The 20,023-nt window shown below is 71.9% G+C and carries 19 protein-coding genes and 1 tRNA gene; 12 read left to right on the top strand and 8 right to left on the bottom strand.

Annotated features, from left to right (window positions below; translation table 11 throughout):
- The first annotated feature begins 13 nt into the window (after positions 1–13).
- The 8 genes from AB0O00_RS04420 to AB0O00_RS04385 all read left to right on the top strand — a co-directional run bounded on the left by AB0O00_RS04420 (position 14) and on the right by AB0O00_RS04385 (position 6,446).
- Complete coding sequence (locus tag AB0O00_RS04420; RefSeq protein WP_363648592.1) at positions 14–784, top strand: GntR family transcriptional regulator; 771 nt, start codon at positions 14–16, stop codon at positions 782–784.
- 180 nt (positions 785–964) lie between these two features.
- Positions 965–1,360, top strand: a complete 396-nt coding sequence (locus AB0O00_RS04415) for a plasmid replication, integration and excision activator (protein WP_363648591.1) — start codon at positions 965–967, stop codon at positions 1,358–1,360.
- A gap of 861 nt (positions 1,361–2,221) precedes the next feature.
- Positions 2,222–3,031, top strand: a complete 810-nt coding sequence (locus AB0O00_RS04410; protein WP_363648590.1) for an FtsK/SpoIIIE domain-containing protein — start codon at positions 2,222–2,224, stop codon at positions 3,029–3,031.
- Positions 3,028–3,222, top strand: coding sequence for a hypothetical protein (locus AB0O00_RS04405; RefSeq protein ID WP_363648589.1), 195 nt, complete (start codon positions 3,028–3,030; stop codon positions 3,220–3,222). Before AB0O00_RS04410 ends, AB0O00_RS04405 begins: the two co-directional genes overlap by 4 nt.
- Positions 3,223–3,236: 14 nt before the next feature.
- Positions 3,237–3,443 (top strand): hypothetical protein, encoded by a 207-nt coding sequence (locus AB0O00_RS04400; protein ID WP_363648588.1) that lies wholly within the window; start codon positions 3,237–3,239, stop codon positions 3,441–3,443.
- Entirely contained in the window at positions 3,440–5,062 is a 1,623-nt protein-coding gene (locus AB0O00_RS04395) for a replication initiator (RefSeq protein ID WP_363648587.1), read from the top strand. Before AB0O00_RS04400 ends, AB0O00_RS04395 begins: the two co-directional genes overlap by 4 nt.
- Positions 5,059–5,277 carry an excisionase family DNA-binding protein gene (locus AB0O00_RS04390; RefSeq protein ID WP_363648586.1) on the top strand — a complete coding sequence of 73 codons (219 nt, stop codon included), beginning with the start codon at positions 5,059–5,061 and terminating at the stop codon, positions 5,275–5,277. Before AB0O00_RS04395 ends, AB0O00_RS04390 begins: the two co-directional genes overlap by 4 nt.
- Positions 5,277–6,446 carry a tyrosine-type recombinase/integrase gene (locus AB0O00_RS04385; RefSeq protein ID WP_363648585.1) on the top strand — a complete coding sequence of 390 codons (1,170 nt, stop codon included), beginning with the start codon at positions 5,277–5,279 and terminating at the stop codon, positions 6,444–6,446. Before AB0O00_RS04390 ends, AB0O00_RS04385 begins: the two co-directional genes overlap by 1 nt.
- Positions 6,447–6,534: 88 nt before the next feature.
- Here the strand turns inward: AB0O00_RS04385 and AB0O00_RS04380 are convergent, their stop codons facing one another.
- Both AB0O00_RS04380 and AB0O00_RS04375 read right to left on the bottom strand, forming a co-directional pair.
- Positions 6,535–6,786 carry a hypothetical protein gene (locus AB0O00_RS04380; protein WP_363648584.1) on the bottom strand — a complete coding sequence of 84 codons (252 nt, stop codon included), beginning with the start codon at positions 6,784–6,786 and terminating at the stop codon, positions 6,535–6,537.
- Between the two features lie 176 nt (positions 6,787–6,962).
- Positions 6,963–7,037 (bottom strand) — tRNA-Val (locus AB0O00_RS04375).
- A gap of 168 nt (positions 7,038–7,205) precedes the next feature.
- Between AB0O00_RS04375 and AB0O00_RS04370 the strand changes: the two genes are divergently transcribed.
- Positions 7,206–8,552: a hypothetical protein gene (locus AB0O00_RS04370; protein WP_363648583.1), complete on the top strand. Its 1,347-nt coding sequence runs from the start codon at positions 7,206–7,208 to the stop codon at positions 8,550–8,552.
- A gap of 125 nt (positions 8,553–8,677) precedes the next feature.
- Positions 8,678–8,914, top strand: coding sequence for a zinc ribbon domain-containing protein (locus AB0O00_RS04365; RefSeq protein WP_363648582.1), 237 nt, complete (start codon positions 8,678–8,680; stop codon positions 8,912–8,914).
- Here the strand turns inward: AB0O00_RS04365 and AB0O00_RS04360 are convergent.
- The 3 genes from AB0O00_RS04360 to AB0O00_RS04350 form a co-directional block, all read right to left on the bottom strand.
- Entirely contained in the window at positions 8,911–9,729 is an 819-nt protein-coding gene (locus AB0O00_RS04360; RefSeq protein WP_363648581.1) for an HAD family hydrolase, read from the bottom strand. The genes AB0O00_RS04365 and AB0O00_RS04360 overlap by 4 nt on opposite strands.
- Positions 9,730–9,815: 86 nt before the next feature.
- Positions 9,816–12,257, bottom strand: a complete 2,442-nt coding sequence (locus AB0O00_RS04355) for a phosphoribosyltransferase (protein WP_363648580.1) — start codon at positions 12,255–12,257, stop codon at positions 9,816–9,818.
- 155 nt (positions 12,258–12,412) lie between these two features.
- A complete protein-coding gene (locus tag AB0O00_RS04350; RefSeq protein ID WP_363648579.1) occupies positions 12,413–13,606 on the bottom strand; it encodes an HpcH/HpaI aldolase/citrate lyase family protein in 1,194 nt (397 codons plus the stop codon).
- A gap of 424 nt (positions 13,607–14,030) precedes the next feature.
- Here AB0O00_RS04350 and AB0O00_RS04345 point away from each other — a divergent pair, with 424 nt between their 5' ends.
- The gene (locus AB0O00_RS04345) at positions 14,031–15,215 is read left to right on the top strand and encodes a TerD family protein (RefSeq protein ID WP_363648578.1); all 1,185 of its coding nucleotides are present in this window, start codon (positions 14,031–14,033) and stop codon (positions 15,213–15,215) included.
- Positions 15,216–15,326: 111 nt separating this feature from the next.
- On the opposite strand, the gene AB0O00_RS04340 is transcribed toward AB0O00_RS04345, so the two are convergent.
- Entirely contained in the window at positions 15,327–16,067 is a 741-nt protein-coding gene (locus tag AB0O00_RS04340; protein WP_363648601.1) for a Tellurium resistance, read from the bottom strand.
- Between the two features lie 384 nt (positions 16,068–16,451).
- On the opposite strand from AB0O00_RS04340, the gene AB0O00_RS04335 reads away from it, so the two are divergent.
- The gene (locus AB0O00_RS04335) at positions 16,452–17,693 is read left to right on the top strand and encodes a DUF2637 domain-containing protein (protein ID WP_363648577.1); all 1,242 of its coding nucleotides are present in this window, start codon (positions 16,452–16,454) and stop codon (positions 17,691–17,693) included.
- Between the two features lie 154 nt (positions 17,694–17,847).
- Here AB0O00_RS04335 and AB0O00_RS04330 read toward each other — a convergent pair whose 3' ends face one another.
- Together AB0O00_RS04330 and AB0O00_RS04325 are read right to left on the bottom strand one after the other, a co-directional pair.
- Positions 17,848–18,948: a DUF475 domain-containing protein gene (locus AB0O00_RS04330; RefSeq protein ID WP_363648576.1), complete on the bottom strand. Its 1,101-nt coding sequence runs from the start codon at positions 18,946–18,948 to the stop codon at positions 17,848–17,850.
- A 234-nt stretch (positions 18,949–19,182) separates the two neighbouring features.
- The gene (locus tag AB0O00_RS04325; protein WP_363648575.1) at positions 19,183–19,761 is read right to left on the bottom strand and encodes a TerD family protein; all 579 of its coding nucleotides are present in this window, start codon (positions 19,759–19,761) and stop codon (positions 19,183–19,185) included.
- Positions 19,762–20,023 lie beyond the last annotated feature (262 nt).

The raw sequence follows: 20,023 nt of genomic DNA, 5'->3' as shown, positions 1-20,023 counted from the left end.
GAGAAAACGTTAGATGGGGGCGCTCGTGGGAGAGTTGGGGCGGCCGGCGTACCTGCGACTGGCCGATGCCTTGCGCGCCGAGATCGTTTCGGGTGACCGAGCACCGGGTTCCCGGATACCGAGCATTGCTGAGCTGTGCCGTGATCACGGACTCTCGGAACAGCCGGTCCGGCAGGCGCTCCGGGTCCTTACTGCCGAGGGGCTGATCGAGGGGCGTCCGGGCTCGGGGACGTACGTGCGCGTTCGGCCGGTGCCGGCGCGAATCGCGCGTGGGCGCTACCAAGCCACCGGAAGTCCGTTTGCCGCGGAGAGCCGTGCGCGAGGCGTTGAGCCTTCGTGGTCCTGCGACTCGCAGAAGACCTACGCGACCGCTTCGCTCGCCCTTCGGCTCGGCATCGCGGAAGGCGATCCGGTGATGCAGAGTCAGTACCTCTTCCGAGCCGACGGCGAGCCGGCCCAACTGTCCACCAGCTGGGAGCCGATGGCCGTCGTCGGGGGCACGGCTGTGGCGCTGCCCGAGATGGGGCCAATGGCCGGACTGGGTGTGGTGGCACGGATGGCCGGCATCGGCATCACGGTCACGCGGGTGGCCGAGGACGTGTCCGCCAGGCCCGTCCTTGAAATCGAGGCGGATCCGCTGGGCATCCCTCTGGGCTCCACCGTGCTCGCAATAGAACGCACACACTGGGCAAGCGAACTGGCAGTCGAAACGGCGGACATCGTCCTCGCCGCCGACCACTTCCGACTGTCGTACGAGATCGACATCCCGCCCTATAAGCCCTGATCAGCCTCGGTCTGCCAGCGAGGCCGCGTCGCACCGCCATGACACGCCGTCAAGATCCTTGTACATCCCCCTAGACAACGCCCCTCTCGGCGCCTACCTTGTTGTCTACCCCCCTAGACAGCCCTCTCGGGGCAGTCATCCCTCGACTGTCTAGGGGGGTAGACGTGAGGAGAGGTCTTCATGGCCATCCGTGGTGCGATCCCCGTCCGCTTCGAAGACGTGTTCCCCGCCGGCGCCTTCGCCGTCTCCGTCGAGCCGGTCGCGGACTTCGAGGCGAGCAAGAGCGGCGCGAAGGTCCAGGCGCGCGACAAGGCGACCGGGCACCCCCTGTGGGTCGTCTCGGTGGTCGACCCGGACCCGGAGGCGCGCGACACCTCCGCGCGGGTCAAGGTCGTGGCCCCCGTACTGCCGGTCCTGCCGGACGCCGCCCCCGGTCTGCCGTTCCGGCCCGTCGAGTTCGACGGTCTGACGGTGACCGCCTACGTCAACAACGGCGGCCGGGTCGCGTACTCGCTCAAGGCCACCGGGGTCCGGGCACCCGCCGCGAACCGGTCCTCGGCGAAGTCCGCGGCCTGACCTGACACCGCAAGCCCCGGCGCCCGGACGGAAGTTGGTTCGCGCGCCGGGGCGGATCACCCCAACCCCAAGCAGATGTGAGATGAGGTGAAACCCGTCATGTCCAAGTTGAGCAACCGCAGCATCAAGACCGCACTCCTCACCCTGCTCGCCGCCTGGATCGGCTACGCGTGGGCCGCGGCCTACCTCGGACCGAACGGCGGACGGCTGGCCGTCGGGCTCTACGTCGCCGGCCCAGTCGGCTGGCTGGTGTACCGGACGAAGTCTCTGCGCTCGCGCATCCGACGCGGTTGGCCGGAGCTGAGCTACGCCCTGGGGCTCTGGCAGCAGGCACCCCTTCCCCGCTTCGATGCCGCGTACGAATACGTCTGGCCGCGCATCGCTCGGGTACGAAAGCACCCTGGCGGCCTGGACGTCCTCATCGGGCTGCTGCCCGGACAGGTCCCTGAACAGGTTGCACAGCACGCGCGCGGGATCGCGCACGCCTGGCGCGTTCACCGGGTGGAGGTGACCAGTCCTCGGCGCGGGGCCGTGGTGCTGCGGGCCTGGACATCCGATCCGCTCGCCCGGCCGTTCACAGTAACGGGCCCGGCCTCCAAGCCCGTTCGGCTCTCGCTCCCCGGCCGGCTGAGGGGGTGGTTCAGCCGGGTCCGGTCGTTGGCGCGCCGGTGCCGGTTTCGCCTTCGTCGCCTGGCAGGCGGAGCGCGGAAGGTCGCCGCGTCAGCCTGGGCGGCTTCGGCACCTGAGCTTCCGGACTCTGGTGGCAGCCTTGACGCTGTCGCGCCGAGTGGGACGGCTGCTCGCGGAGCTGGCGGCGGAGGTGGAGTTGAGGCCGAACCGCTGGGCCAAGTCCAGTGGCGGTTGGTAGAGATCGGCACCTGCGAGGACAGCGAACCGTGGCGGCTACGGCTGCACGGCACTCACGTCCTGGTCGCCGGGGTCACCGGCTCCGGCAAGGGCTCGGTCCTGTGGGGCGTGGTCCGCCGACTGCTCCCCGCGGTGTCCGAAGGCCTGGTTCAGATCTGGGCGCTCGACCCCAAGCGCATGGAACTGTCGTTCGGCGCAAGCCTGTTCACCAAGTACGCCAGCGACCCAGCTCGAATGGTCAACCTGCTCGAAGAGGCCGTCGAGCAGATGCAGGAACGCGCACTGTCCTTCGCCGGCCGCCTCCGCGTCCACACCCCCACCCTCGCTTCGCCGTTCATCGTCATCCTCGCCGATGAACTCGCCTTCCTCACGGCCTACCAGCCGGATCGGGACCTCCGTCGCCGCGCCGAGGCCGCCATCGCCACCCTGACCAGTCAGGGCCGCTCGGTCGGCTTCTGCTTCGTCGGCGCAATCCAGGACCCGCGCAAGGAGGTCATGAACCTCCGCAACCTGTTCCCGGACCGGATCGCGCTGCGTATGGACGAAGCCACCCAGGTGGACATGGTCCTCGGCAACGGCGCCCGCGACCGGGGCGCGTACGCGGACCTGATCTCCCCCGACCCCACGACTGGCGCGGGCGTCGACTACGTCCGCAACGAAGGCAGTCCGACCCCGCTCCGCGTTCGGGCCGCCTACGTCTCCGACACCGAGATCGAAGCCCTCGTCGCCCAGTACGGCAACGACTCCATCTACACAGTGTCTAGCCCCCTGGACACCGGCTCGGAAGGCGGTTCCCACCCGTGATCGTCACCGGCTCCTTCGTCCTGTTCCTCGGCGCCCTGATCGCGATCCTCCTCCGCCACAAGGCCCTGAAGGTCACGCACCTGATCCTCTGCAGCGTCTTCGGCTTCCTCCTCGCCGAGACCGGCGCCGCATCCCTGATCAACCACCTGCTCGCCTGGCTGGCGAAGACCGTCGCCGCCATCCACCCCTGACCGAAGGCACCGCCATGACCGACTACCGCCTGCCCGACTCCGCCAACTACCCCGTCCTGGCGCCGAAGAACGGCCAGGACCCGCGCTTCACCCGCGGCATGCTCTTCGACATCGCCCGACGGATCGAGGACGCCGGCTACCCGCCCATCAACACCGGCCGCGACCTGGTCCGCCTGATGGAGGCCCTCTACACCTTCTGCTACTCGGAAGACCGCCGATGAGCAGCTCCACCGGCTCCACCCGCGCGGAACGGGCCCGGATGCCCCTGGCCCGTTCCGTACTCCGCCAAGTCGCCGAGGAACACGGCGTCTGCGTCCGACCGGTGGCCGTCCGCCGCACCGACATCGTCACCGGCCACACCGAGATCATCGACATCCCGTGCGGCGCCACCCGCGCCAGCCTCTGCCCGAGCTGTGCCGAACGGAAGCGCCGCCTGCGCGCCGCCCAGTGCCGTGAAGGCTGGCACCTCACCGAGGAACCTGTCCTCGAACCCGACCCCGCCACCGACGCGCAGCAGTACCTCACCGAACTCCGGGCCGACATGACCAAGGCGCAGGCCCTGGCCACCGGTCCGGAGGCCGACGAACTCACCTCGCTCCTCGCCGAGATCGACACCGAACTCGCCGACAGCGGCGTACGCGGCTCCCTCGCCCCGGCTCAGGCCGCTCGCCGGGTCCGCTCCACCCGGCGCCGCCAGGACACCCCCGACCTGCCCCGGCGCCCGGTGGAGAACCGCACCCTCGGCAAGGCCTACACCACTCCCGACGGCAAGACCTTCCGCCCGTCGCTGTTCCTGACCCTCACCCTGCCCTCGTACGGACGCGTCCGCGGCGACGGCACCCCCGTCGACCCGACCACGTACAACTACCGCCGGGCCGCGCGGGACGCGCTCCACTTCCCAAAGCTCATCGACCGGTTCATCCAGAACCTCCGCCGCTTCGTCGGCTACGACGTCCAGTACTTCGCCGTCGTCGAGCCTCAGCGCCGCCTCGCGCCGCACCTGCACCTCGCCCTGCGCGGCACCATCTCCCGCGCCGAACTGCGCCAGGTCGTCACCGCCACCTACCACCAGGTCTGGTGGCCGACCACCGACCGGCCGATCCACACGCCCGAGACCGCGCCGACCTGGTCACCCGAGCTCGGAGTCTTCACTGACCCGGGCACCGGCGAACCTCTCCCCACCTGGGACGAAGCACTCGACCGCCTCGACACCGACCCCAACGCGGAGCCCCTGCACGTGCTCCGCTTCGGACCCCAACTCGACGCCCAGGGCGTCCTCGTCGGCTCCCCGCAGGCAGCCCGCTGCGTCCGGTACCTGACCAAGTACCTCACCAAGTCCGTCTCCGAGTGCCACACCCCGGCCAGCGAATCCGAGACCGACCACGTCGACCGCCTCGCCGCCGAACTCCGCTACGAACCCTGCTCGCCGACCTGCGCCAACTGGCTCCTCTACGGCCTCCAGCCCAAGAACGCGCACCCCGGCCTATGCCCAGGCGCCTGCCGCTCCCGCACCCACAAGCGCGAGCACCTCGGCTGCGCCGGCCGCCGCGTCCTGGTCTCCCGCAAGTGGTCCGGCAAGACCCTCACCGACCACCGCGCCGAACGTCGCGCCTGGGTCCTGGAAGTCCTTGGCGACACCGCCGGCCGACCCGAGCCCAACCGCTACATCTGGGAACACGTCCGCCCCGGCGACCCCGACATGTCGCCCCTCGCCACCCGGCTCCTACGCGCAGTCGCTGAACGGGTCCGCTGGCGACAAGCGCTGGACGAAGCCCTGGCCCGCGCCGAAGGACCCAACTCCGCGGCAACCGCCATCACTCCCGAGAGGAAGGCAGCATGACACCCCCGGACCCCCTCCTGACCACCGCTCAGGCCGCCGAGCTGCTCGGGACCACCGAGCGGTTCCCCCGCCGGCTGATCGCCGAGCGGCGCATCGCCCTCGTGAAGCTCGGACGCCACGTCCGCATCCCGGCCTCGGCCATCGCCGAGTTCATCACCGCTCGTACCGTCCAGCCGGTCACCGTCCGGCGCACACAGCTCAGGAGGGCCGCCTGATGGCGAACGCCAAGGGAAGCCGCCGACGCTTCGGCTCTGTCCGCCAACTGCCCTCCGGCCGCTGGCAGATCCGCTACCCGGACCCGACCACCGGACTGACGCGCAAGGGTGAGGAGACCTACCCGACCAAGACCGATGCCGAGGTCGCGCTCACCCTGATCGAGGCCGACATCAAGCGCAACAAGTGGGCCGACCCGGACGCCGGGAAGGTCAAGTTGGCCGACTTCGCCGCTGCCTGGCTGCGGGACCGCAAGCTGGAGGAGAGCACGCGTGAGCGGTACGCCATCACGCTCCGCCAGTACATCCAGCCCGGCTTGGGTCACCGGATGATCTCCGAGATCACCCCGGCACGCGTCCGCACTTGGCGGTCGAACCTCCTGGACGGCGGGGCCGGCGAGCCGTCCGTCGTCAAGGCGTACCAACTGCTGCGGGCGATCATGAACACCGCCGTGGACGACGAGCTGATCCAGCGCAACCCATGCCGGATCAAGGGCGCCGACACGTACGACGTGCCGGAGCGGCCCGTGCTCACGGTCACCGAGGTGTTCGCCGTCGCCGACGCGATCGGTCCCCGCTGGCGGGCCCTTGTACTGCTGACCGCGTTCACCACGCTGCGGTTCGGCGAGCTGGCCGCGCTCCGTCGGCGGGACGTCGACCTGGTGAACCGGCTCGTCCGGGTACAGCGCAACCAGGCGGAGCTGAACAGCGGGCGGCTCTACGACAAGGCACCGAAGAGTCGCGCGGGCTTCCGCCCTGTGGCCTTCCCCGCTGAGATCGTGGGCGATCTGGAACACCACCTCGACCGGTACGCCGGACCTGGCCCGGACGGGCACCTGTTCATCGGACCCCGCGGCGGCCAGCTCCGCCGGAGCAACTTTCGGGACGACTGGATCAAGGCCCGTACCGCGGCCGGAGTGAGCGAGGACGCCCACTTCCACGACCTGAGGCACACCGGGAACACCCTCGCCTCGCAGAACGGGGCCAGCACCCGGGAGCTCATGACCAGGATGGGCCACAGCAGCACCCGCGCCGCGCTGATCTACCAGCACATGACCAGCGACCGGGACCGCGCCATCGCCGACCGCATGGGCGAAGCCGTCCGCCAGGCGCTCAGCGAGCAGAGGCCGGCGCCGAGGGCAGCTGACACGCAGACGTCACAGCCAGAGTGAGACCCCTGGAAGGACCAAGGGCCAGTTCGGAGGATCAACCCTCCGAACTGGCCCTTCGTGCACGTGGACGCGGACCGTAACGCCGTGATCAGTCGAGGGCCTCGACACGCTCTCGAACTCGGTCGTCCAAATTCCCCGTTTCCAAGTCGCCAAGGGCGGCTGCATAACCGGCCATAACTGCCTCGTGTACGAGGTCGTGGAGCTCAACGGGAATCAGCTCGTAGACGCCGGAACAGACGATCTGGGCCGCCTCGTGCGCAGGACTGTAATGAGGATCGCGGATGTCGTCGTCCAGATGACGGACTAGGTCACGTATCCGTTTCTTCTGGTCATCGGTCACGACCAGGCCACTACCCGCCACCCGTAACCGACAACCGCACTGTCCTGAGCCAGCGACCGTGCGCCAAGGCCGGCAACGGGGGCATCTGGCACGCGGGTGGCACGGGAGGGGTAGGGGCGCAGAAACGATCAAGGGCCAGTTCGGGAGGATTCTGCCTCTGAACTGGCCCTTCGGGTTGGTGGGCGCGGACGGTTTCGAACCGCCGACATCTGCTTTGTAAGAGCAGCGCTCTACCACTGAGCTACGCGCCCCCCGTCGCGGCCTGGTGGGGGCACGACGACTGCCTAGGGTACCTGGTTGTCGGGGGTGCTGTGGTGCGGGTGGTCGGGGAGTGGGACGGGTGGGGGTGACGGTGGGGTGGGGTGATCGGGGACAATGGCGGGCGGATCGGCGGTCGGAGCAGGGAGCGCGCAGTGGCGGTGGGGCGGCGTCGGGCGGGGAGTGTGCTGGCCGAGGCGCTGGTGCTGCCGGTCGTGCTGGCCGGTGCGCTGGGCGCGGTCGGGCTGGCGTCGGTCGGCGGTGGCGGCGGTTGGTGGGGGCGGCGCGGCGGGGACGGTGTGCGGGCGGACGCGCGGGCGGCGCGGGACGCGGCGCAGGAGGCGTTCTACGACCTGGACTCGACGCAGCGCGAGGTGCAGCTCGCGGTGGAGACCGTCCGGGCGGCCGGGAACGCGGCGACCTCGCAGCGCACGCAGGCGGACTTCGACGCGATCTCCGGCCGGGTGAACCAGGTCACCGTGAACTACCTGGGCGCGCTCGACGCATACGACCTCGACGACGAGGCGCTGGACGCGGGCGCGGCGGCCCAGGCCCGGCGCGTCCTGGAGGACGTCCGGGGACAGCTCGGTTCGGCGCGGGCCGAGCTGAACGACTTCCTGCAGCGCCTCCAGCCGGTGCTCCAGCACGCCGAGCAGCAGCTGATGCGCGTCACCCCGGCGGTCGAGCAGGCGAAGCGCGCGCTGCTGGCGGCGAGCAACGCGCTGGACGCGGCGCGCGGCGCGGGCCTGCGGGCGGACGACCTGGCGGCCCGGCTGGCGGAGCTGGCGCCGGAGCTGGGGCGGCTGAACGAGGGCGCGGCCCGGCATGGCGTGGCGGCGACGCTGCAGCGGGCGGAGGCCGTCGCGCAGCAGGCGGGGGCGATCGCGGCCGACGCCGCGCAGCTGCCCGAGCGCGCCCTGGAGATCGACCGCCGGCTGTCCAGCCTGCGCACCCGCGTCCAGGCGCTGGAGACCAAGGCCGCGACGGTCGGTCCCGCACTGAGCGAGTTGCGCCGCCGGTTCAGCACGGCCTGCTGGCAGGACCTCCAGCGGGTGCCGGAGCAGGTCGCGGAGGCCGGCCGGTCGGCGGAGGGGAAGCTGGCGGAGGCGGCCCGGGCGCGCGACGAGCAGCGCTGGGCGGACGCGACCGGCGCGATCGGGACGGTGCGCGCCCTGCTGGACACCGCGGACGGCTCGGTCGCCGTGGTGAACGACCGGCTGCGGCAGCTGAACGAGGTGCAGCACGACCCGAGCCGCGAGGTCGAGCGGGCCCGCTTCGCCGTCCGGGACGCGCAGCGGCTCGCGATGGCCGGCCGCCAGGCGCCGGACCCGCGGCACGCCGCGCCGCTGGACGAGGCGGTCCTGCGGATCGACCGGGCGCTCGCGACGCTGGAGGCGGGCGGCCGGCACCCGGACTACTGGCTCTTCCTGACCGAGCTGGCGGCGGCGCGGGACACGGCGGCCCGGGTGATCGGGCTGATCCGCGGCGACCTCGGCTCCCACCGCTGAGGGCTCCCACCGCCGAACCACCTGCTGAGCCACCCACCAAGCCACCCGCCGAACCACCCGCCGGGCCACCCACTGAGGCACCCGCCGAGCCACCCACTCGGGCCACCCGTCGGTACGCTGCCGGTATGCCACGCTACGACTTCCGCTGCCGCTCCTGCGGCGCCACGTTCGAACTGCGCCGCACGATGGCGCAGGCCAACGACCCCGCCGTCTGCCCGCAGGGCCACGAGGACACCGTGAAGCTGCTGTCCACCGTCGCCGTCACCGGCGGCGCCGGCAGCAGCGCGCCGCGATCCGCCCCCTCCGGCGGAGGCGGAGGCGGAGGCGGAGGCGGGTGCTGCGGCGGCGGCTGCTGCGGCTAGGAAGACGCTCCCCGCACCCCCGCCAGGAACCGACGGACGATCTCCTCCCCCGCCGCCACCCCCGTCTCCGCGAGGGCGGTGACGCCGGGGGCCGTCCAGCCGCGGTCGGCGAGCTCGCCGTGCCCGGGCCGCCAGGCGGCGTCGACGGCGAGCAGCAGGTCGGCGTCGAGCAGGGAGTCCCCGGCGGCGAGGACGGTGGTCGCGCCGGTGCGCCGGACCACTTCCGCGAGGGCGGCGCTCTTCGTCAGCCCGGCCGGGACGGCGTACACCTTGCGCCCCTGGAGCGAGACGGTCCAGCCGCGTTCGGCGCACCAGCCGGCCAGGTCGTCGAGCCAGCCCGCCGGCACGTGCGCCCGCTCGACGACGCAGTAGACGAACGACTCGTCGGCGACGCTCCGCCGGTGGATCCACTCCTGGCCGACGCCCAGACCCAGGTGCCCGACGACCTCCGCGAGCGGAGCCGAGGAGTCGGCGACCCGCGCGGTGATCTCCGCCCGCCAGTCGCCGTCCGGCACGCCGTCGACGAGCAGCTGCCCGCCGTTCGCGCAGACCGCGTACGCGGGGGCCCAACTCGGCTCCGGGCCGGGCAGGTTGACCCGCGCGTACTGCTCGACGGTGCGCGTGGTCGCCGGGACGAGCCAGGCCTCCAGGGCGAGTTCGGCGAGCAGCGCCGCGGCCCGCTCGGTGACGAACGAGTGCGCCCTGCCCTCGTACACCTCGACCGACAGGAGCCGCGGGGCGAGCCGGTCGGGGGCGGTCAGGGCGAGGGCCTGGTTCGAGTAGATCAGGGTGCGGTCGAGGTCGCTGACGACCAACGAAGAGAACGAGGAGCACGAGGAGAACGAGGCGCACGAGGAGAACGGAGACAACGAAGAAAACAAGGAGAACGGAGCAGAAGACATCAGGACTCCCCCACAACTGCCGTACCGGAGGCCCCGGTTGCGCCCCGACTGTAGCGCGGGTGGATGAGGCCGACGCACGTGTACGGCAGGTCGTCGACCTCCTCCACCACCACCCCGCGCTGCGCGGCGAGCAGCCGCACGTGGTCGAGGTCGGCGCCGGCGCCGCGCCGGGCGAGCACCCGCCAGGGGACGCGGCGCAGCAGCACGCGGGTCGTCTCGCCGACGCCGGGCTTGACGAGGTTCACGCTGCCGATCCCGTACTCCGCGGCGATCCGCTCGACGGCGGCCCAGCCGGCCCAGTCGGGCGTGCGGTCGGGGTCGGTGGCGAGCCGGCCGGCGGCGAGCGCGACCTCGTCCCGGACGGCCGCGAAGTGGTCGGCCACGGTGTCGAGGAAGGCGGCGGAGACGTCCCCGCCGGCCAGCTCGGTGTAGTGCTTGGCGCCGTGGAAGTCGTCCGGGCCGATCAGGTCACCGCGCAGGACGGTGCGCGAAACCAGGCCGGACACCGTGGAGTTGAGGCAGGCGGAGGGGATCAGGAAGTCGTCCCGGGTGCCGTACGTGCGCACGCAGCGACCGGGGTCGGCGAGCACCGCGAGGCCGGGGTCGAAGGGGGTGCCGGCCAGGGCGGCGGCGAGTTCGCGGGTGATCGCGCCCTTGCCGGTCCAGCCGTCGACGAACACGACGTCGGGGGCGTGGTGGTGGGCCGCGAGGTAGCGCAGGGCGACGGGGTCGATGCCGCGGCCGCGGACGATCGAGACGGCGTAGTGCGGGGTGTCCAGGCCGTACGCGAAGGCGAGCCAGCGGCGCACCAGGATGCCGACCGGTGTACCGGCCCGTGCCAGCGACGCGAGCACCAGGCCCCGGCCGCGCTCGCGCAGCAGTGTCTCGGCGACGGTGCCGACGGCGACGGCCATGCGGCGGGCGGAGACGCGCAGCGCGTGGTGGAACAGCTCCTGGTACTCGGGGCTCGGCCGGTACTCGACCGGCAGCGACTCGGCGTAGTGCGCGCCGCCGTGCTGGACGGCCTCCTCGCGCTCCTCGGTGGGGGCTTCGAGCGGGACGCCGGAGAGGTCCTTGAGCAGCCAGGCGACCTCGTCGGGGCGGTAGGAGGAGAACGCCGGACCCCTCAGGGGCTGCGGGAGGGACGGACGCACCGGGGCTTCCGGCCGGTACGAGGGCAGCACCGCGAGCACCACCCGGTCGGTGACCTGCCGCAACTGCGTGAGCAGCGCGCGCTCGCCCTCGGCCAGGGCCGCCGTGTCGGCGACGTCGTCGACGACCAGCACGACGGCGCCGAAGCGGCGGTCCGGGTCGAGGCCCGGGGCGACGTTGTAGGCGTAGCGCTCGCGCGAGGCGTCGTCCCGCGGGTCGTCGTGGGCGGGGAAGGCGAGGCGGGTGCGGATGGCGTACCCGGGGTCGTCGACGGCGAGGACGGGCGAGCGGGTCGTGGTCGAGTACCGCACGCGGTCGCCGCCGAGCCGGTCGGCGAGCGCGCCGGCCAGCCGCAGCGGCGCGTACATCAGCTCTTCGAAGCCCAACACCAGGACGCGGTCGGGGAGTTGGTCGCCGAGCGCGTCGGCCAGCCGGCCGGCCAGCCCGGGCAGGGCGGCGTCGAGGCGGGCGCGGTGCCCGGGGGTGAAGCCGTGCCGCCCGCCGTCCGGGAGGCCGGCCGGCCAGTCGAGGGCGACGCGGACGAGCGGGGCGGGCCCGGCGGCGGGCGGGGGTTCGGGGGCCGGACCGGCCTCGGCTATCAGCCGGTCGGCGCGGTCGAGGATGTCGGCGGGCAGCCGGACGGCGCCGCTGGCGGCGGCCACCAGGTCCAGCCGGACGCCGAGTTCGGCCGCCGCGTCGGCGAGGCGGCGCCGGTCGGTCTCCGTGCGCAGGTCGACCAGGGCGGCGAGGACGTAGTGGGAGCGCGGGTGGCGCGCGTGCAGCTCGCGGATGGTGTTGAGGACCGTCCGACCAGTGGAGAGCTCGTCGTCGACGAGAACCAACGGGCCATTGCCGGACAGGAGTTGGGGGTCGGCCGGGAGCAGCAGGTGCGCCGTCGCGTGCGAGTGCTCCTCCGCGAACCCGCCGAGCGGGCGCACGCCGGGCACCGGGCGCCTGGTGGAGTGGAGGTAGGGCGCGTCGAGGCCGTCGGCGACGCACTGGCCGAGGGCTGTCGCGGTCTCCGCGTAACCGAGGACGACGGCGCGCGCGGCGGCCTCGGCGCCGAGCAACTCGCGGACCCGCAGGCCGAGGTCGAGCCCGGCGCCGTGGACGACCGAGGGGCGCTGCGGCACGTGCTTGCCGAGCACGGTGGAGACCAGCAGGTGGGCTCGTTTGCGGTTCTCGCGCAGGGCGAGGCCGACCAGATCGGTGAGGCGGTCGGATCCGACCAGGCCGACCCCGGCCCGGTCGGCGACCCAACGGCCGGTCCACGTTTGCTGTGCTGTCACTGCGGTCCCAACTCCACTGATACGACGGTACGTTCTTCGCAAAGTCCCCAAGGCGCCCACCCGCCCGAGACGTTCACCCCCCAAGGCGCCCACCCGCCCGAGACGTTCACCCCCCAAGGCGCCCACCCGCCCGAGGCGTTCACCCCCCAAGGCACTCACCCGCCCAAGGTGCTCACCAGCAGCTCCGCGAAGCCCACGTCCTCCCGCGCCACGCCGAACACCTCGGCGCGCAGCAGCACCCGCTCCGCCCAGGCCCGGTGCGGGCGGGCCTCGTTCATCTTGTTGGTGTACGCCGAGCGCAGCACCCCGCCGCCACCGCGCTCCTGCCGGAGGACGTCCTGGGCGTCGCAGTACTCCTCGTGCGTGACGACGGAGAGCGCGTGCACCGCGGGCACGTGGCTCGGGTGGATGCAGGTCTTGCCCAGCAGCCCGTTCGCCCGGTCGAGCTGGATCTCCCGGATCAGCCCGTCCAGGTCGTGCTCGATGATCCGCCGCCGGACGCCCTCGCCCGCACCGGACGCCCAGCCCGGGCCGGACGTGAACGGGGTGCGCCGCAGCTGCGGCCGGAACATCCGCTCCTGGTGCGGGAAGTACTCCCAGACCGGGCCGGTGATGGTGTACCCGGTGCCGTCCGCCCGCCCGAGGACGTTGACGACGTCGCCGATCACCCCGGCCACCAGCGCGACGTCGTACGCGGTGAGGTCGGGCGAGCGCCGCAGGCCGTACGCGGAGCAGAGGTCGGTGACGCCGAGGCGGACGGCGAGCACGCGGTCGCGGTGCTCGGCCAGCAGCCGGGCGATGCCGAACAGCTGGGCGCGACGGGTTTCCAGGTGGGCGAGTTCGGGCGATTCCAGGACGGGCATCGCGAACAGCCGCCGTCCGCAGACGCGCTCGGCCTCGGCGAGCGCGGCCAGGTAGGCGCCGCCGGTCTGCTCGGTGAACTTGGGCAGGACGAAGCCGCCGAGGAGCGCGACGGCCGCGCCGAGCCGCCGGGTGAGGTCGACGATCTGGGAGGCCGTGCGAACTCTAATGAAGAGCAAGGGTTGAGACTGTGCGTAGTCAGTGAAATCCTTGACCAGGTCGCCCAATTGCTCGACGAGGTTGCGCTCGCCCGCGTCGACCTCGTGGTCGGCGATGGCGTCCTCCAGGCAGAGCACCATCGACACCACGCCCCGAGCAGCCTGTTTGCGGATATCGGCGGCCAGGGCGGGCCGCGTCGCGGGGCTGTAGAGGGTGCCACCGAGGGCAGCGGCGAGCAGGGCCGGGTCGCCGTCCGGGGAGAACGGCCGGGGCGGTTCGAGGAAGAGCCGGCCGCGTACGTCGTCGGCGAGGTGGCCGAAATGGCGCAAGGTGCTCTCCTCAGAGGTTTCGAAGCCCGCCGGCACGTTTCCGGGGTGCGAAGCGACGCGTGACGGCGCGGGCCGACACGAGGGTTAACCGGTCCGCCCGCCACGGTGGTTCCCGAACACCCGTCCGCGTGCACCGGCCACACCCGTCCCGCCCGTCCCGCCCGTCCCGTCCAGCACGCCCGGCGACCGCACGCACCTCACGCCAGGGTCGATTTCCGGCCGAACCCGGCCGGACCCGCGCCCGACCCCCGCGCGGCCCGCACCCCGCCCCGCACGACCACCGGAAGGCTACCGTCCACTTGACCCGGTCCAGGCCACACCGCAGAACGGACCGTCAAACGCAAGCCTTGGCAAAATCCGGTGCGGTCCCGGCGGCTTCGGTCACGTTGTCCGAAGGGGTGGCGAACAGGCAGGATGGTCGGCTATGACGCACGTGATGGCCAAGGGCGCCAACATCGCACTGCCGGCGGCGGCGGTCCGCGCCGTGCTGCGCTGGAGCGCCACGGCCGGTGCGCCGGACGTGGACGCGTCCGCGCTGCTGCTCGGCACCGACGGCAGGGTCCGTTCGGATGCCGACTTCGTCTTCTACAACCAGCCGCGGCACCCCTCGGGCCTGGTGCGCCACCTGCCCAAGCAGCGGACCCCGGACGGCACCGAGATCACCGACACCGTCGAGGTCGAGCTGGCCAAACTCGGGGCCGACATCGACCGGGTGGTGCTCGCGGGCTCGTCCGAGGGCGGCGCCTTCGGGACGGTGAGCGGGCTGCGCGTCCTGCTCTTCGACGCCTCGACCGGCGAGAACGGGCCCGCGATCGCCGAGTTCGCGATCACCGACGCCGACACCGTCACCGCACTGGTCGTGGGCGAGCTGTACCGGCGCTCCGGCACCTGGAAGTTCCGGGCGGTCGGCCAGGGCTACACCGCGGGGCTGATCGGGCTGGCCACCGACTTCGGCATCACCGTCGACGACGAGGCCGAGCAGGCGGCCGCGGCACCCGCCGCCCCGACGCCCGCCCCCGTCCCCGCCGTCGACCCGCGCAGCACCCCGCTGCCGACGTCGCGCCCGGCCGCCCCGCCCGAGCCCGGCACCTTCACCCTGGCCCCGGCCGTCCCGGCACCCGCCAACGCCGCCGCGACCCCGCCGCCGCCCACCACGGCGCCGACGGGCGGACCCGCCGCGCCCCCGCCACCGGCCGCCCCGCCCACGATGACCCCGCCGCCCGGCACCCCGGCGCCGAACACACCCCCGCCGATGCCGCCGGCGCACCCCGCCCCGCAGCCCGGCACCGGCTACGGCTACCCGCCCCAGGCCCCGCCGCCCCCGCAGCCCCCGCAGCCCGGCACGGGGTACGGCTACCCGCCGCCGCCCGGACACACCGGCCAGCAGCAGCCGGCCCAGGGCTACGGCTACCCGCCACCCCAGCCGGGCACCGGATACGGCTACCCCCAGCCGAACCCGCCGGTCCCGCACCAGCAGCACCCCGGCGGCTACGGCTATCCGCCCCAGGCCCCGCCGCCCCAGCCGCAGACCGCTCCGACGACCCAGAACCAGCCCCAGGCCGAGGAGTTCGCGCTGCCCCCGCAGGGCCCGCAGTTCCAGCCCCGCTGAGCCGGGCCCGCCACAGTCGGACCCAACAACCTCCAGCACCGACACAACCGACGAGGCCCCGCCGAGCGCACACAGCGCCCGGCGGGGCCTCGTCACATCACGAAGGCCCCATCAGTCACCCTGGTTCTTGTACCCGCGCTGCCACTGCATCCCGAACCCGTACAGCCGGTCGATGTCCGCCTGGAACCCGTTGACGTACCGCACTTCGCGGCGCACCGTCAGCTGGTTGTCCCCCGCGTTCTCGATCAGCACCACCGCGCACGACCGCGCCGCCCGCGCCCGCTCCTCCAGCTTGATCTCGATGCGCGGCCCGGTCTGCGGCACGATCGTCACCACCGCGTGCGACTGCTCGAAGGCCGGGGTGCCGTCGTAGATGTAGACGAAGATGAGCAGCCGTTTGAACTTGTCCTTCTTCTCCAGGTTCACGTACATCGTCTCGCCCGACGGCGCCCCGTACTGGTCGTCGCCGCTGAGCTTGATGTACGGGGGGTCCCGCAGGTCGCCGAAGAAGTTGCCGAGCGGCTGCACCACGCCCCGGGTGCCGTCGGTGAGTTCGTACATGCACGCCAGGTCGAGGTCGACGTTGACCTGTTCGTTCACCTGCGACGGCGGTTCCACCGGGCTGAAGATGCGCGGACTGAAGAAGCGCTTGAGCGTCTCCCGGCCGCTGGGGCGGCCGGCGCTGGAGCGCATGGTCCAGTGCAGGTTGACGTAGAGGTAGCCGGTGGTGGCCGCGGCGCCGGTGATCGCGTGCTGCGGGACCGACTTGGTGAGGGTGACCTTGTGCTGGCCGCCCGGATTGTCGAAGGTGTAGCTCCGGTCGCCGCGCAGGTACTCCCAGATCGAGACCATCCAGCCCTCCCCCTGCTCCCGCCAGGCGATCTGACGGTCCGCCGCTCCATGATCGGGCATCGGCCCGGCCGTCGGGTAGTTCAACCTCCTTCCCCCCTACCCGATCCGGCCGTCCTGCGTTCACCGAACCGCGCCGAACGGCCGATTGGCGGGAGGAAGCCGCCCTCCCGTAACATGCCGCCCCTTCGGACGCGATATCGTCTAGCCGCACAGGTGTCCCGCGCGCCCCTGCGCGGGCGCGGCGGGCACACCGTTCGGCGACGAACGAGGCGGACGGACCGTCAGGTCATGCTCGTACGACCGGACCTGACCGTCCGTGTCGCTCGCCCCGCCCGCTCGCCCCCGTGAAACTGTCCCCTGCGGAAACCCGAGGCCCGACCCGCAATGAACCTGACCTCCATACAGCTGGTCTGGACCGTCGTCGGCGGCGCAGCCCTGCTGTTCGTCGCGATCCTCATGGCGACGCTGCGATTCAAGAACGCGAAGAAGGACGAGTCCGGCGACTCCTGGGAGCGCAGCGAGGAGCGGCGCCGCCGCAAGGAGATGATCTACGGGATCTCCTCCTACACGCTGCTGTTCTGCTGCGCCGGCGTCGCGGCCGCGCTGTCCTTCCACGGCCTGGTGGGCTTCGGCAAGGAGAACCTGGGCCTGTCGAACGGCTGGGAGTACCTCGTCCCGTTCGGCCTGGACGGCGCCGCGATGTTCTGCTCGGTGCTCGCCGTCCGCGAGGCCAGCCACGGTGACGCGGCGCTCGGCTCGCGCCTGCTGGTCTGGGTCTTCGCGATCGCCTCGGCCTGGTTCAACTGGGTGCACGCACCGCGCGGCCTCGGCCACGCCGGCGCCCCGCAGTTCTTCTCCGGCATGTCGATCTCGGCGGCCATCCTGTTCGACCGGGCGCTGAAGCAGACCCGCAAGGCCGCCCTGCGTGAGCAGGGCCTGGTGCCGCGCCCGCTGCCGCAGATCCGCATCGTCCGCTGGCTGCGCGCCCCGCGCGAGACGTACGCGGCGTGGTCCCTGATGCTGCTGGAGAACGTCCGCAGCCTGGACGAGGCGGTCGAGGAGGTGCGCGAGGAGCGTCAGGCGAAGCAGGACGCCAAGGTGCGCGCCCGCACCGCCGACCGCCGCGAGCGGGCCGAGCTGAAGGCGCTCTCCCGGCGCCAGGGCGGCATGCTGTCGCGCACCCGCGGCGGCCGCAACCTGCCCGCGCTGACGGCGGCCGGCGACGGCCCGACCGCTACGGAGCCTGCCCTAGCCGCAGGGTCCGACGCCGCCTCCCCCGCCTCCTCGGGCTCCCTGTTCGAGCCCGCCGCGCGCAGCGCCCTGGACTCCGGCCGCGCCCCGCGTGCCGCCGTCGGCTCGTCCTCCTACTCGTCGCCGACGACCTACTCGTCCTCGACCGGCACTTCGTCGTCGTCCTCGTCCTCGTCCTCCTCGTCCTCCTCGTCGTACTCGTCCTCCTCGTCGTACTCGTCCTCGTCGTCCTACTCGTCGTCCGCCCTCGGCTCGTCGGGCTCCGCCCGCCGCGGCTCGGCGATCGACCTGACGGCCGACGACGACACGCTGTCGATGCCGAAGCTGGACTCCCTGGAGCGCAAGCTGCGCGCCATCGAGCAGCAGCTCGGCTGACGGTCCGTACGACCCGGCCGACGAGCGCACGACCGCCGCACGGCCACCGCACGACCAAAAAACGGACGACCGCCGCACGACCACCGCACGCGAAACGGCCGCTCCCGGGATTCCGGGAGCGGCCGTTTCGCGTGCAACGAGTGGACCGGGCGCGCTACTTGTCCGCGCCCACCAGCTCCTTCTCCTCGCCCGCGCCATCGCCCTCGCGCCGGTTGCGCAGGATCGACGAGCCGAGCGCGAGCCCGATGAAGGCGACGCCGATCAGGCCGGTGACGATCTCCGGGATGTGGAACTTGATGCCGACCAGCAGGATCCCGGCGAGCGCGCCGATCGCGTAGTGCGCGCCGTGCTCCAGGTAGACGTAGTCGTCCAGGGTGCCCTTGCGGACGAGGAAGACGGTGAGCGAGCGGATGTACATCGCGCCGATGCCGAGACCCAGGGTGATCATGAAGATGTCCTGGGAGATGGCGAACGCGCCGACCACGCCGTCGAAGGAGAACGAGGCGTCCAGGACCTCCAGGTAGAGGAAGAGGAAGAACGCGGCCTTGCCGCCCACCTGGACCAGCGACTTGCCGGCCTTCTCGTCCTCCTCCTCACGCTCGGCCTCGGCCTCCAGGCCCGACTCGAAGATCGAGGAGAGCCCGCCGACCACGAGGTAGGTGACCAGGCCGAGGACGCCGGCGAGCAGGACGGTCTCGGCGTGCTCACCCGCGAAGAAGCGGGCCGAGAGCACCAGCGCGACCAGCGCGACCACCGACGACAGGGCGTCCAGCTTGCCGACCTTCTCCAGCGGGCGCTCGATCCAGGACAGCCAGTTGTGCTCCTTCTCCTCGAACACGAAGTCCAGGAAGATCATGAGCAGGAAGACGCCGCCGAAGGCCGCGATCGCCGGGTTGGCCGCCTCCAGGTATTGGCCGTAGGTGAGGCCCTCGTGGGTCTTGTCGGAGTGCAGCGCGAGGTCGATGACCGTCGCGGGGTTGAGCTTCGCGGTGAGGCCGACGACCAGCAGCGGGAAGACCAGGCGCATGCCGAAGACGGCGATCAGGACGCCGACGGTCAGGAAGATCTTCTGCCAGTACGGGTTCATCCGCTTCAACACGGTGGCGTTGACCACCGCGTTGTCGAACGACAGGGAGATCTCCAGGATCGAGAGGATCAGCACGATGCCGAACCCCTCGGCCCCCCAGAAGAGACCGGCCGCGGCCAGGCCGACGGCGGTGATCGCGAACGACCAGCCGAAAGTGCGGAGGAACACGGGACTTGGTTACCTTTCGGGATGTTTCGGGCGTGCCCAGGTGCGGCCTCGTCCCGAGACGCCCCGACCGGGCGCCGCCCGGTTAGGTCACCTCCGCACTGCCCTCTGTTTTCATGACGGTCTTCGTGAACGTCTTTGTGAACGTCTTCGTGAAGGTCTTCTTGAACGTCTTCGTGAACGTCTTCATGACCGTGGAGTGGATGCGCTTGGTCCGTCTTCCGCAGCTACCAACCCCTACTGGACGTTGACGCCGAAATCGAGGGCGATGCCGCGCAGGCCGGAGGCGTACCCCTGGCCCACCGCGCGGAACTTCCACTCGCCCGCGTACCGGTACAGCTCGCCGAAGATCATCGCGGTCTCGCCGGACGCGTCCTCGGAGAGGTCGTACCGGGCGATCTCCCGGCCGTCCACCGAGTCGACGACCCGGATGAACGCCTTGCGCACCTGGCCGAAGTTCTGCAGCCGCGCCTCGGCCTCGTAGATCGAGACCGCGAAGACGACCCGGTCGGCCTGGGCCGGGACCAGCTCCAGGTTGACGAGGACCACCTCGTCGTCACCGGAGGCATCGCCGCCGATGAGGTTGTCGCCCTGGTGCTCGACGGAACCCTCCGGGCTCCTGAGGTTGTTGTAGAAGACGAAGTACTCGTCCCCCAGCACCCGGCCCCCGCCGCAGATCAGTGCGCTCGCGTCGAGGTCGAACGGTGCGCCCGTGGTGGAACGGGCGGACCAGCCGAGTCCGATCTGCACCTGCGTCAGATTGGGCGCGGCCTTGCTGAGCGAGACGTTCCCGCCCTTGGCGAGCGTGACGACCATGACTGTTCTTCCTCCCTTGCCTTCTCCCGGGGCGCGTTGTTCCGGCGCGACGTTCCAGGTTTAGTCGCCCGAGGCCCCGGCCGGCCCCCTTGAGCCGCCTGAACTTCCTGAACTCACATCCTCGCAGCGCCCGCGGGCAGCACGAAGCCGGGGCGGCCGCGGACCACCGGGTCCACGGCCCCCCCCGCCCGGTGACGCGCAGTCGGGGCGCCGAACGCCCCCACGGACGAACGGCGGATAAGAAGTTGAAGCCCAAGTACAG

Origin of the sequence: Kitasatospora sp. NPDC093558 (assembly GCF_040683475.1) — a bacterium.
In the GTDB taxonomy this organism is placed as follows: domain Bacteria; phylum Actinomycetota; class Actinomycetes; order Streptomycetales; family Streptomycetaceae; genus Kitasatospora.
This window is presented reverse-complemented; position numbering and strand designations above follow the sequence as displayed.

Coding starts and splice junctions, on each gene's coding strand:
- AB0O00_RS04395 (WP_363648587.1), top strand. CDS start 3,440: ATGAGCAGCTCCACCGGCTCCACCCGCGCGGAACGGGCCCGGATGCCC.
- AB0O00_RS04390 (WP_363648586.1), top strand. CDS start 5,059: ATGACACCCCCGGACCCCCTCCTGACCACCGCTCAGGCCGCCGAGCTG.
- AB0O00_RS04325 (WP_363648575.1), bottom strand. CDS start 19,761: ATGGTCGTCACGCTCGCCAAGGGCGGGAACGTCTCGCTCAGCAAGGCC.
- AB0O00_RS04335 (WP_363648577.1), top strand. CDS start 16,452: ATGAACCTGACCTCCATACAGCTGGTCTGGACCGTCGTCGGCGGCGCA.
- AB0O00_RS04415 (WP_363648591.1), top strand. CDS start 965: ATGGCCATCCGTGGTGCGATCCCCGTCCGCTTCGAAGACGTGTTCCCC.
- AB0O00_RS04385 (WP_363648585.1), top strand. CDS start 5,277: ATGGCGAACGCCAAGGGAAGCCGCCGACGCTTCGGCTCTGTCCGCCAA.
- AB0O00_RS04365 (WP_363648582.1), top strand. CDS start 8,678: ATGCCACGCTACGACTTCCGCTGCCGCTCCTGCGGCGCCACGTTCGAA.
- AB0O00_RS04400 (WP_363648588.1), top strand. CDS start 3,237: ATGACCGACTACCGCCTGCCCGACTCCGCCAACTACCCCGTCCTGGCG.
- AB0O00_RS04340 (WP_363648601.1), bottom strand. CDS start 16,067: ATGGTCTCGATCTGGGAGTACCTGCGCGGCGACCGGAGCTACACCTTC.
- AB0O00_RS04345 (WP_363648578.1), top strand. CDS start 14,031: ATGACGCACGTGATGGCCAAGGGCGCCAACATCGCACTGCCGGCGGCG.
- AB0O00_RS04420 (WP_363648592.1), top strand. CDS start 14: ATGGGGGCGCTCGTGGGAGAGTTGGGGCGGCCGGCGTACCTGCGACTG.